We start from the raw sequence: 12,732 nt of genomic DNA, 5'->3' as shown, positions 1-12,732 counted from the left end.
TCTATATAACGTTCTACTCCAGAAAAATCAACAATTTCATCAAATTTTCTTTGTATTTCTTGCTTTCGCATTCCCAAGATGGCGCCATTTAAAAAGATGTTGTCTCTTCCGCTTAACTCTGGATGGAAACCGGTACCTACTTCTAATAAACTGGCAATCCTACCTTTTACTTTTAAACTTCCGGTGGTAGGCCCAGTAACACGGCTCAATATTTTTAATAGGGTACTTTTGCCTGCTCCATTGCGGCCAATAATACCTAACACGTCTCCATGATGTACCTCAAAGTTGATATCTTTTAAAGCCCATACATATTCGCTACTACCTTTTTGGGTACGGTCATTTTCTTCGCCAATTTTTAAATAAGGATCTTCCTTTCCTCTTACCCGATGCCAGGCACGGTTTATATCATGTGCAAAAGATCCGGTACCTACTGAACCAAGGCGATATTGCTTAGAGAGATTTTCTACTTTTATTACGGTACTCAAGTAAGTTTATTTGTTTTTTGCTGGATTGGATTTTTGTAAGCTGTTTATTTTATTGTGTGGCAAAAACCTGCGTTTAACTTTCTTCATATTTAAAGAACCTGTACTTTAATTTTAATATAGGTGTTTCGTTATAATTAAATGACAAGGCTGCAAGGCCAATGCTTAGCAAAGAATATAAAGGGAATTTTATTATCAAGGTATGCCAGTTATATTTTTGAAACTTACCTAAAAAATTACTATCTATTATATTTTTCGGAAGGAACTATGATAAGAAACGAAATCACTAACAATCAACTTTCTTTAACTTTCAACAATCAACTTTTAACATTCAAAGCCAAAATTTTATTTATCCGGTAATCATCCATTGAAGTTATTCAACTTTTCTAAATCCTTTATCTGCTGTTGGTAATACAGCGTTATTTACAATTGCTGATGCAGCTATTATGGCATCAGGTAGTTTTAGTTTGTATAAATTTCTAATTTCAATAATCTTATTACTAAGTGTACAACCTTCAACCACGAACCATCAACTTTCAACTTTCTTCAACCTTCAACAATCAACCTTGAACTTTCTTCAACCTTCAACCTTCAACTTTGAACTTTCAACCTTCAACCTTCAACAATCAACCTTCAACCTGTATTAAACAGTATCCATAAAAGTACGCTCCACTTTACTAAACACCAACATACCCACCAATAAAAATAGGGCAATAATACCACCGCTGTATAGAAGCCCTTCAACATGTACGGTACCTGATTTAAACAACGCAAAGCGAAATGCTTCTACAATGGGTGTTAAAGGATTCCAGGCAATCCATGCTGCAAAACTTTTACCTTTTAAAAAAGATAAAGGATATGCAATGGGTGTTGCATACATTAGTAATTGTACCGCAAAACCAATCAATACTGTAAAGTCGCGGTACTTGGTGGTAAGCGATGAAATGATAATGCCAAGTCCTAAACCTAAGCCTGCCATCATCAGCACCAGTATTGGAATTAATAACCAATTAACACCAAAATAAAAATGATGGCTCTTTATACCATACCAAACCATTACACCCAACAACAGTAAAAATTGAATACCAAATTTTACCATATTACTTAATACGGTACTAAGCGGTATAACAAGCCGGGGAAAATACACTTTACCAAAAATACCAGCATTGGCAACAAAGGTGTTGGAGGTGGCGGTTAAACAGGCACTAAAATAATTCCAGATTGTTATGCCACTCATGTAAAATAAAACAGGTTCCAGCCCATCGGTAGAAATATTGGCTATTTTTCCAAACACCAGTAAAAAAACGATTGTGGTAAAAACAGGTTGTATAAAATGCCATAATGGGCCAAGAATGGTTTGCTTGTATTGCGCTGCAAAATCTCTTTTTACAAATAACCATAACAGGTCTCTGTATTTCCAAACCTCTTTTAATTGCAGGTCAAAAAAAGCAGCTTTTGGTTCCAGTATAAGATCCCAGTGTTCGTTATCTAATTTGTATTCGGTGTGCGTTTGCATTGCAATTGAATGATGTAAAATGAAAGACTACCAATGAAAAGAAAAACTCAGCATATTGATGTTACAATTACTGATATTATTATGAATGCGCATCCGTAATTATTTTTTGTTGCTGCAATTAAATAACTTTTATGCTACCAGTTATTTTTGTAACAACCTCCTTTTCTAAACGATATGTTTCTCCACTTTCGGGGCAAACTGCTATGCCCGCTGTTGAAAAAGAAAGTGTATGTCCATACTCACTCACCCAGCCTTTTTGAAGGGCAGGATTCCCCATCATTAAAGCATAGGGCTTTACCGGTTTGGTTATTACACTACCTGCACCAATCATACAATATTCCCCCAATTCATTACCGCAAACAATGGTGGCATTGGCGCCAATGCTGGCTCCCTTTTTTACCCGGGTTTTTTTAAACTGGTTCTTTCTTTCAATGGCGCTGCGGGGATTGATAACATTGGTAAATACCATGGATGGTCCCAAAAAAACATCGTCGGCACAAATAACCCCGGTATAAATGGATACATTGTTTTGCACTTTTACATTATTGCCCAGCACTACTTCGTCGCCAATAAAAACATTTTGGCCAATAATGCAATTGTTGCCAACGGTGCAACCAGTCATGAGGTGCGTGAAATGCCAGATGCTGGTATCGTCGCCGATTGTACATCCTTCTTCGATAATGGCAGTATCGTGTTTGAAGTATTTAATTAATTGTAAGCTTTTTAATAATTGATAATTAATAATTAATAATTTTCACACTATGCAAATTCACTACTCACTACTCAATACTCACTACTTACTATTCCCCCCAAAATTCCCTTCAGCTTTTCCTTATATACTTCAAAACTAAAATTTTGCATTACTTCCTGGTGGTTAGGGATATATTTTTCGGTGTTGCTTAATACTTCAACAAGGGCATGGGTAATTTGCTGCTGGTTATCCGGATCAACCAGTAAACCAAGATTTCCGTTTTTTAATGCATCGGCAGAACCATCCTTATTACCGGCAATAACTGGTTTTCCATAAAACATGGCTTCAATAAAAACAATGCCAAAGCCCTCCTTCTGGCTGGGCATAATGTATACGTCGGCCATAGCATAATGAGCTGCCAGTTCTTCATCGGCTATAAAGCCTGAAAAAACAACCTGGTTTTGCAAGCCTAACCGTTTTATAACTGTATCAAGCCTGGCCTTTTCAATGGCATCATATTTACCTACCAACAGGTATTTAATTGCAGGGTGTGTGTGTCTGAGTTCATAAACAGCCTGTATTACCTGGTCGTAGCCTTTATATTTTTCTTTGCTTGCCAACCTGGTAAGGGTTAATAAAACCATATCACTGGCATCTATACCATAACGGGCAAGCAGGCTGTTGTCTTTTTTTGTTTGCTTTGGTGGAGGTAAAAATGGGTCAAGGCAATTGTTGAGTATGGTAAATTTTTGTTCGGGAAGCTGGTACATTTCCATCATCTTCTTTTTTGTAAAATCGCTTACCGGTATTACCTGGTCACAGCGCTGCAGCATCCTCTTTTTCCATCCTGGAAAACTGCTCCATACTTCTATACCATGTGCAATTAAAATTACTTTAGTTTTTGGAGAAAATAATTTGATAAAGTATCCTACGGTCAATAAATTAACATGGCTTAAAATAACTATTTGGCTGTCTATGCCTTTATGTATGGCAGCATATAAAAAACGGATGCGTTTTTTTGCAAAGCCCGAAAAGATGGTTTCCGGAAAATAGGTGGTATTAATATTTGCAGGTTCATCGTATAATGAAAATACCTTTATCCACTGAATGTATGATTCGCCGGATAATTCATACAACGCCTTACCTGCAAGGCGACATACCTTTTCAATACCGCCCGTGGCAGAAAATACCCTTAGCGTTAAAAATAAAACCCCCGTACTATGCATCTGTATGATTTTCCATTAAAAAAACAGTTAAAAACTGTGACCAATGCAGATTACCTTCCATAAATTTTTTATGGTTATCTATACTTTTTGCTCCTGATTTACCTTCAGCATATTGATCCTTTGTCAGCCAGTCTTTAAAAGGAAATGTAAACCCCATTTTAGGCCGGTTCCATATCTGCTCCGGTAATTTATGTATAAAACTATCTATCAGTAATTGTTTTTTAAATGCGCCTGGATACTTAATATCACTGCATATTTTAAGGGAAAGTTTTAAAAATGCAGCTTCCAAAAAGGGAACCCTTATTTCTACTCCGTTTGCCATACTCATTACATCAACATCCCTTAAAAGCTGGTTCTGCATATATAAATTAGCTTCTAACCAGCTCGCCTGATTTTTGGGGGTTAAATTGGTAATATCCGGTAACTGTGGCTGCGTTTCCAGTATGCGCCAAACCTCTTGTTCCTCCACATTTAAATAGGCGGCAATTTCGCTGGGTATAAACTGGCCCCTTAAAAAAAGATACATGCCCACCGAACCCGGTATGCTGAGGTAGCAAAGACGGCGCAGGGCTTTTAAACCTGTATACCGGCCTGCCCTTAATAAGGCATTTGGGAGATGTTGTTTTGCTGCCAGGGCCGGTTGTATCCGGCTAAAAGAAGGATAACCGCCATACAACTCATCTCCTCCAATACCCGACAGCACTGCTTTTAAACCCCGCTCACGGGCATATTTACTTATAAACCAAGTGTTGATGCCATCACAACTTGGCAGGTCCATTGCCCTGATGATACCCGGCAAACCGGTATGAAATTCTTCTTCGGTCAGCAGTTGCTGATACTGGTTTCCATTTAATTTCTGTTGAACAATATCCTGGTATTTTTTTTCCGAATAATTACTGTCATCAAAATAAAGAGAGATCGTTTTTAACTGATCCTGGTATTCGTTGGCCAGCAGTGACACAATACTTGAGTCCAGCCCTCCACTTAAAAATACGCCAATCGGGGCATCTGATAATAAGTGACTTTTTATTGCCTTTGCCAAAGTTTGTTGTATTAGCAAAATAGCTTCCTCCCGGTTATCTATTTGCTCCATATAACTATACCGGTTAAACGCCTGTTGCTGAATTTGGCCACTTGAAAGGGTATATTTTAAATACCATCCCTTTTTAAGTGGCTGAACATCGATTAAAGTAGTAACGGGTTCGGGTAAATGTCCATAAGCCATTAAATATACCTGCCAGTAAGGATTGGGCGTTTGCAGGTAAGGAATACTTTTAAACGCCCTTACTTCGGATGCAAAAGCAAGCCCATTTTTAGTATGTGCAAAATATAAAGGCTTTATGCCGGCAGCGTCTCTTACAAGAAAAAGATGCCCGCTTTCGTTGTCCAGTAATGCAAAGGCAAACATGCCATTGAATTTAGCAAATGCTTCAGTACCCCAGGTGGCAAATGCAGCCAGTATTACTTCTGTATCCGAAGTTGTAGTAAATATACAACCCAGTTTTTTAAGTGAATTTTTTAACTCAGCATAATTGTATATTTCACCATTATAACTAATTTGATACCGGCCATTATCGTACGCCATGGGTTGATGGCCTGCCATTGAAAGGTCAATGATGGAAAGCCGGCGATGCCCCAATACCAGGTGATTGCCTTCATTAGAATACATACCTTCGTCATCAGGACCACCATGTTTTTGTACCGTGCACATGTCCTTAACCACTGCTTTAATAGCTGCTAATGGCATGGAGGGGTTTACAAGGCCAGCGATTCTACACATTTTTAATTAATAATTAATAATTAATAATTAAAAATTGAAATACAGGAATATTATTAATATGGGGCATAAGTTAAAAGTTATAAAATATAGGTGGCAAAAACTTGTTAAAAAAGTAACTGCGAATGATGGAAATTATTAATTCCAAATTCCATACTGTTTAATTAAAAATGAGTAATTAAAAAGCAGGGTAAAATAAGTTATAAGTGGCAGAGACTTTGTCATGAGAAGGTAACTCCAAATGGATGGAATTATTAATTATTAATTATTAATTAGCTATTAGCATTTAGCAACTCCCATTCACCCTATTTGCTCTAAATTCCGCTTATCAAACTGCGCACTTAACTGCAAACCCATACTTTCTATTTTTACCCGTGCTTTATTTCCAATCAGTTCTATCAACACGCCCTGGTAATTCATGAGTACACCGGTTTTTACCCTAACAATATTATTTACTGTAAGGGAAAGACTGGTAACTTCCACATCGGAAAATTCATTTAAAAACTTGCGGATAGTAAGAATTTCTTCTTCCCTGATTATTGCAGGTTTCCCCAGCCAGTATACATAATTGAGTACCCCGTTCACTTTTTTTATCTCCCATTTTCCGGCCTCTCCGATCTTTACAAATACATAGCCTTTAAACATGGGCTCCAGCACCACTTTTTTCCGGTCGCTCCATTGCCGCGTTACTTTATTGATAGGGCAGTAATTTTCAATGCCCTGATCGTCTAACAATCCGGCTACTTTTTTTTCCCATCTTGGCTTGGTATACAAGGCATACCATTGTTCATTATTATTTGTCATTGCATAGCTTCGCTTATCTCAGTTACATAAATTTTTAACTAAGATTTTTAAAAAATCATTTTTTACCCCGCACCAAAGGCTTCAAAAATATCCATGTTTAAAACAGGGCACACCAACAATAAATTTAATTTAAAATTTATTACAGCTATTTCAAATAGTTAATGGCGTTGCAAAAAAAGAGGAAGCGAGGTGGAGGAACAGACCGTAATTGTATAAAATACTTCTAAAGTAAATTTTAACCCAGCCAGCCCTACCACCGCAACTTTCTCCGCCTACTCCTGCGGGCCTATCCCCTTATGATTCGCTTTATCCTGCGCCACATTTTTTTTAATCCAAAACTATCAGGGTTACTGTCATCAATGGCGTACCCGTACCCATACCCATATCCATAGCCTGAACCATATCCATAGCCATAGCCATAGCCATAGCCGTACGCTTTGCTGATACTGCCGATATTGATGCCCCGTTTTTTTACGCCATTAAAAACAAGGCACATATTGTTAAATTTTTTAGTGCTGTTCAGTTCATTAATCATTTTTAAAAAGGCTTTGGGCGTGCGGTCGTGCCTGATTACATAGAGGGTTACATCGCAATAATCATTCAGCAGTAAGGCATCCGTTACCGGGCCAACGGGAGCAGTATCTATTATTACATAATCAAATTCTTTTTTAAGAAGTTGCATGAGCCTGGCAAAACCTGGTTTACCAATCAGTTCGGTGGGGTTGGGGGGAATTACTCCTGCCGGCACTATAAATAAGTTAGGAATGGCTGTTGGTCGTATTACTTCTTCAAAACCAGCTTTGCCCACAATAAAATTGGATATACCCGGATCTCTATTTACCGCCATCAGTTTGCTGAGCTTGGGTTTGCGAAGATCCATTTCCATCAGGGCCACTTTTTTTCCCGTTAAGGTAAGGCTGATGGCAAAGTTGATGGCAATAAAACTTTTACCTTCTCCCGATATACTGGAGGTTACTAACAGGGTTTTATGTTGCTCATTTAAACCGATATAAGCAAGGTTGGTTCTTAAAGCCCTGAACTGTTCTGCTATTACGGTTCTTTTACCTTCCAGGATAACAATGGGCGTTTTGGTATTGGACTGTACAATTTCCCCCACAAATGGTAAGATAGTTTTACCCTCAATTTCATCCCTGAACAATACTTTACTTTTAAACTGTTCTTTCAGCAGTACCAAAAATACCGCCGACAATAGTCCTACTATAAACCCCGTTAAATAAAAATTTTTGGCTACCGGACTGACCGGTCCGTAAGCACTTGCCTTTTCAATAACACGGAGATCGGAAGAAGTAGATGCTGAGGATAACGCCGTTTCTTCTTTTTTTTGCAATAAATACGAATAAATGGTGTTTTTAACCGCCTGCTGGCGACTAATTTCCAGTAAGCCTCTTTCTTTTTGAGGTACCTGGCTCAGCAGCCCGTTATTTAAATTTGTTTTAGCAATTATATCCCCTTTAACCGTTAATAAATTTGCCCGGATATTAGCCATGTTTTCCTTTATATCCGCTTTTAAGCGCCGCACTTTTTCATTCGCCATCAATACTGGCTCGCTTTGTAAGCCGGTGATGCGGACGGCATTGTCCTGGTCAAATTCGGCCTGGTATAATTGTCCCAGTAAACCGCTTAGGGTAGCATCGGTAACCAGGGCTAAGGAAGGTACCGTTCCCGTCTTTTTCCCTTTATTCTGAATATAAGTTTTTATATCATTGAGTATTTCAAGTTGCAGATCTATTTCACCTTTGCGCTTATCCAGGTCCTGTACTTTACCCAAAAAAAGTTCTGCCTGCGACCCAACACCATACAAAGATTCCCTGGATTTAAACGAAACGATATTTTTTTCAACGCTATCCAGCTGGCCAATTACCAGGTGAAGCCTGTCTTCAATAAAAGCAAGCGTTTTTGAAGCTATGAGGTTCTTATCTTCAATACCCTCCCGGTTGTAAACTTCAAATAACCTGGTTAAAATCGCTACGCATTTTGCAGGTTCGGGTGTTTGCAGGGATACATCCAATACGGTAGAAACATTTGAAAGGGGCGAGGCCCTGATACTACCTGATAAACCTCCTGCTACGGCAGCAACCGGGCTAATCAACACAAAAAAATTTTTACCTGTAACCGCATTATTATAGGCATTGTTTATCATCAGCCGGTATGCAGTATTGTCCAGAACTACAGAGGAGTCAAAAGGTACAACCTGTTTATTAATGACTACAGTTCTGTTTTTCCAATTAACAGTAAAAAAATATTTGTTATAAGAAACGATGCTGTCTTCCTGTAAAGCAACAAAATGAATGGGTGAGTTTTGCCCGTACAATTCCTCTAACCTAACTTTACCCTGGTTGTAGACTGTGGCATATAAATCCAGCTCCTTTACCACTTCCTGCACAATACTGGATGATTTTAATACCAGTATCTCATTGTCCACAATCTTTTTTTCGCTGAATATATTGAGGGCATCCAGTACTTTACTATCGCCCGAACCTTTATTGGGATCTTTTAATAAAACCTTTGCACTGGCCCCGTAAATGGGTATTTGCGATCGTAAATAAATGTAACTAACACTCATCGCAATGGGAATGGTTAATGCAAACAGGGGCCAAAAGGGCAGGTATTTTTGTAGTATCTGTACAAAAATATTTGTTTCCGGTTTTTCCTGAAATAGAGGTTGTTCATTCATACATTAATTGCTGTGCAATTGTTACTTCTTTATAATTCTGTCTAAAATAATTAAGGTAATTGATAATACTGATAAAAAGGTTGTATATAACTGCAAATTTCTTGTGCGCCGGGCTTCAGTATATAGTTTTTCTTCGTTGGGGTTAACCACTAAAATATCTTTAGGCTGCAGGTAGTACCAGGGCGATGTAATAATGGATGCATTTTCCAGATTAAGGTGTTTAAATTGTTTGGCCCCTTCGGTTTCCCGGATCACCATTACATCTTTTAAACTAGCATTGGGTGTAACATGGCCACTTAATGCAAGAACATCTATGATCGAAATTTTTTCGTTAGGGATAATTAATTTTTGCGAACTGCCCGCTTCTCCCATGATGGTAATAAAATGATTGGCAAAACTTACAGTAACAATGGGGTCTTTTAAAAAGGGTGATAAATCTTTTTCCAGTTGGTATTTTAATTCTTTATTGGTTATGCCTGCTACCAGTAGTTTTCCCAACTTATGCATGTAAATATTTCCCTCATTGCTAACAAGGTACCCTCCCCCGCCGCCTTCAGATTTTGATGATGCAGCAGAAGAGCCCATGGCCGAATTAAACAATAAATCTTCTGTTGGGTTTAAACTGGAAATAGTAATACTGAGCAGATCATTTTTCTGAATTTGCAGTTCCATACCGGCATCTTTGAAACCCTGTATCACCGTATCTTTTTTAATATCTTTAAAGATATAGCTGGGTTTTGTTATAGCACAGGAACTAAACAATGCAACAGAAAAAAATACCAGCATAGCTGTTTGCACAAGCGTTAATAAATATCCTTTTGCAGGTGGGCAAAAAGCAGGTAATTTCATAATGAATTCTTTAAGAAGCGCAATAATAGTTAAATAAAAAACAGCTATATACTACACTAAAATATTTATCATGCAAATATTGACAGACAATGTCAAATTTCGCATAAAATTTTGACAGAGCCAACAAATAGGTTGGAGAAGGTTTTTATAAAAAGAAAAGGATGATAACCGTTAACACCCTTTCAAGAAATTATGGAGATAAATTAGTGTAGTTGAGCCGTCCTTTTTTTTCGGTTATCTCTTACTTTTTTCACCCCATAGCCAATACCTGCTGCCAGTAATAAACCAATACCCCCATCAATGGGCGCGTCAGGATCAGGATTAGTATCGCCAAACTGAGCATGTACAGTGGCCGGTAAAATATTCAGTGAAACAAACAACCCACAACATACCATCCACCTTTTATTATATTTTTTCATTCAAAGTATATTTTCTTCAACATTTAAAATTCAGTCAATAGTATAAAAATAACGATTGTTTTGTAATTATATTTTTCATTAAAGGCATTGCTTTTTTTATTTTCGCCCGTATTGTGGAAATCTTAGTCATGGGCCGGAAACAACCTTTTTTTATTCAATATTTAATTGCATGGTTTTAATAGCATTTGCCTGCGTAATAACCTGTAGTACACCAATCCCCGCAGTCATTTTATTTTTTTGCGGTAAAATATTTATTAAACCATTGCTTCCGTTATGCCGGATTGACTGGGCATGTACCAGCTGCCCCAATTGGTTCAGTATCCTGATATGGTATCGGCCTTTGGGCTGATTGAAAAAATGCAGGCAGATTACTCCATCTTTAACAGGATTTGGATAGACCAGTATATATTTTTGCAGATCTTCCCAATTTATAGCAACAAAGGAACTATAATTTTCTTTACCATTTTTTGAAATACTTTTTATGCGAAAGACATTCTTTCCTGGCAGTGGGTTATCATCCAGCCATTTATAGATTATTGTGCCGGTGGCACCCATTGCAGCCATTTGGTTTACCTTACTAAAATGTACCCCATCCAATGATTTTTCAATTTCATACTGATGAATATTTATTTCATTTTCTACCATCCATTTCACTTCTATAAATTGATCTTGTTTGTTTGCCTGAATATTGATAAAAGTAACGGGCAATGCACCAGCTGCTTTATTAAATATTACATTAAATCGATTGGAAGCAGCACTAGCTGAATCTGCATTGACAGGGAATAAAACCCAGGAAGTTGCCATCACACTGATGGGTGTTTTTGTACCTGTGTAATTGTCTTCAAGCACCGCTGACATAGAGGGGTCAATATTTTGTGGTATAAATTCAAACTGATAATTACGCTGTCTGGTATTGGTGAGCTTAAAAAAGAGCGTATCTGTTTCTGAAAATATATTCCTTCTTTCCACCATGATTTGTCTGTTTTCTCTTAACAAACCGAGTCCTTCTTTAGCATTATTAAATTTAATGGCATCCATTAAATCAATAGAATTTTTATATCCTTCCCTGAATTCCGCCAGGATGCCATCAGCTAGTGTGGACGTACTATCTGCATTTAACAAATACAAATTGGTTCTGAAAGAAAAGCCGCTGGCGGGAGGCTCATTATTGCCAACCGGACGAAAAACAGCCGTGTTACCGGTAAGCCATTTATCCTGCTCCGTAAAAAGAAGGGTTGCAGAAAAGGCAGTTCGCTGAACAAAAAATGCCTGACCAGATTGAATAATACTGTCCTGTTTGCCAATCGGGCTGGGAGGAGTAGCCTCCCATTTTCCACCTCCGGTAAGATTATAGGTAACAGCAATGTACCCACCCTGCTCGGCATTAAGGTAAGGATCATACGTATAAAAAACTCCATTGTTTATACCAGGTGTATTGGCAACAATTTTGGAGGCGTGTACAGGTGAAGCATACGGATTGCCTGCCAGGCAATAACCGCTCGCAGTTGGTCCACTAAAAATAAACGGTTGGTTTTTTATTAAAATTTTCCCGGTATCCCTTAAGGTGGTACTGTTGGCAAAGGGTGGGTTAAAAAGATTTACAGTACTTCTATCACCCCTGATAAAAATGAAGAACCCAATATTATCCGAAATACCCGTGGTTGCTGCTATCAACTGATTTTTAGTATCACTTACTTCCTGGAATAACTGACTTGTATGATTAAATATTTTTAAAGAACTATTGTTTAAGGGCGAGATGTCTAAACCATTATTTGTGGGATCGGCATTTTTACCAGTAACAAAAGCACCGCTTTGGAAACTGGCCACTCCCCAGTTTTGCCACGACTTAAACACACTGCTTTTAGATGCATCCGCGGTAATGGGTGCGGTTATCAGCCTCCAGCCCCTTCTTGGAGGATAATATCTTTCCACTACAAAACGTCCGTTGATTCCATAATTTATTTTTACTCCGTCAACGTTGGGCAGTACGCCTACTCTTGCCGTTTTGTTTGGCACAGACTGTAACGTGATATAATTTTCACCAAGCGATAACTCTGTAGAAGGTGTAGTTTGTAAATTGCTGATTTTAAGAGAATCTGCGATGCTGGCATTGCCCGTAAGCGTTTTGATGCCTGTATTATCCAGCAGTAAAATATTATAAGGCAGGCCTGCAAAAGACTGGCTGTTTCCATTTAATAAAACACTGCCATTATTGTGCGCAAACACGGGTGTAGCTGTTTTGATAAAATTACCCTGAATGGTGAGAATACCTA

11 protein-coding genes are annotated in these 12,732 nt (G+C 38.1%); all 11 read right to left on the bottom strand.

The window, feature by feature from the left end; genetic code table 11:
* Nucleotides 1-485: ABC transporter ATP-binding protein (locus H7254_RS10505; protein WP_301932925.1), on the bottom strand; the 485-nt coding region annotated here is incomplete at its 3' end.
* 370 nt (nt 486-855) lie between these two features.
* On the bottom strand, nt 856-1,005 hold the full coding sequence (locus tag H7254_RS21490) for a PIN domain-containing protein (protein WP_367875436.1): 150 nt from the start codon (nt 1,003-1,005) through the stop codon (nt 856-858).
* A 120-nt stretch (nt 1,006-1,125) separates the two neighbouring features.
* Nucleotides 1,126-1,998 carry an ABC transporter permease gene (locus tag H7254_RS10500; protein WP_301932924.1) on the bottom strand — a complete coding sequence of 291 codons (873 nt, stop codon included), beginning with the start codon at nt 1,996-1,998 and terminating at the stop codon, nt 1,126-1,128.
* 118 nt (nt 1,999-2,116) lie between these two features.
* Nucleotides 2,117-2,677: an acyltransferase gene (locus H7254_RS10495; protein ID WP_301932926.1), complete on the bottom strand. Its 561-nt coding sequence runs from the start codon at nt 2,675-2,677 to the stop codon at nt 2,117-2,119.
* 104 nt (nt 2,678-2,781) lie between these two features.
* Entirely contained in the window at nt 2,782-3,915 is a 1,134-nt protein-coding gene (locus H7254_RS10490) for a glycosyltransferase family 4 protein (protein WP_301932923.1), read from the bottom strand.
* A complete protein-coding gene (gene asnB / locus H7254_RS10485) occupies nt 3,908-5,695 on the bottom strand; it encodes an asparagine synthase (glutamine-hydrolyzing) (RefSeq protein WP_301932922.1) in 1,788 nt (595 codons plus the stop codon). Before asnB ends, H7254_RS10490 begins: the two co-directional genes overlap by 8 nt.
* A gap of 297 nt (nt 5,696-5,992) precedes the next feature.
* Nucleotides 5,993-6,496, bottom strand: coding sequence for a UpxY family transcription antiterminator (locus tag H7254_RS10480; RefSeq protein ID WP_301932921.1), 504 nt, complete (start codon nt 6,494-6,496; stop codon nt 5,993-5,995).
* Between the two features lie 286 nt (nt 6,497-6,782).
* The gene (locus H7254_RS10475) at nt 6,783-9,191 is read right to left on the bottom strand and encodes a polysaccharide biosynthesis tyrosine autokinase (protein ID WP_301932920.1); all 2,409 of its coding nucleotides are present in this window, start codon (nt 9,189-9,191) and stop codon (nt 6,783-6,785) included.
* Between the two features lie 21 nt (nt 9,192-9,212).
* Nucleotides 9,213-10,040, bottom strand: coding sequence for a polysaccharide biosynthesis/export family protein (locus H7254_RS10470; protein WP_301932919.1), 828 nt, complete (start codon nt 10,038-10,040; stop codon nt 9,213-9,215).
* 203 nt (nt 10,041-10,243) lie between these two features.
* Nucleotides 10,244-10,459, bottom strand: a complete 216-nt coding sequence (locus H7254_RS10465) for a PID-CTERM protein-sorting domain-containing protein (RefSeq protein WP_301932918.1) — start codon at nt 10,457-10,459, stop codon at nt 10,244-10,246.
* 150 nt (nt 10,460-10,609) lie between these two features.
* On the bottom strand, nt 10,610-12,732 hold a 2,123-nt coding region (locus tag H7254_RS10460), incomplete at its 5' end, for a hypothetical protein (protein WP_301932917.1).

It is taken from the genome of Ferruginibacter sp., from assembly GCF_014377975.1.
Lineage (GTDB): Bacteria > Bacteroidota > Bacteroidia > Chitinophagales > Chitinophagaceae > Ferruginibacter.
Note: the sequence above shows the minus strand (reverse complement) of the source record. Positions and strands in the feature narration are given on the sequence as shown.

What these genes read in the sequence shown, in the direction of transcription:
- H7254_RS10500 (WP_301932924.1), bottom strand. Translation starts at nt 1,998, where the DNA reads ATGCAAACGCACACCGAATACAAATTAGATAACGAACACTGGGATCTT.
- H7254_RS10490 (WP_301932923.1), bottom strand. Translation starts at nt 3,915, where the DNA reads ATGCATAGTACGGGGGTTTTATTTTTAACGCTAAGGGTATTTTCTGCC.
- asnB (WP_301932922.1), bottom strand. Translation starts at nt 5,695, where the DNA reads ATGTGTAGAATCGCTGGCCTTGTAAACCCCTCCATGCCATTAGCAGCT.
- H7254_RS10480 (WP_301932921.1), bottom strand. Translation starts at nt 6,496, where the DNA reads ATGACAAATAATAATGAACAATGGTATGCCTTGTATACCAAGCCAAGA.
- H7254_RS10475 (WP_301932920.1), bottom strand. Translation starts at nt 9,191, where the DNA reads ATGAATGAACAACCTCTATTTCAGGAAAAACCGGAAACAAATATTTTT.
- H7254_RS10470 (WP_301932919.1), bottom strand. Translation starts at nt 10,040, where the DNA reads ATGAAATTACCTGCTTTTTGCCCACCTGCAAAAGGATATTTATTAACG.
- H7254_RS10465 (WP_301932918.1), bottom strand. Translation starts at nt 10,459, where the DNA reads ATGAAAAAATATAATAAAAGGTGGATGGTATGTTGTGGGTTGTTTGTT.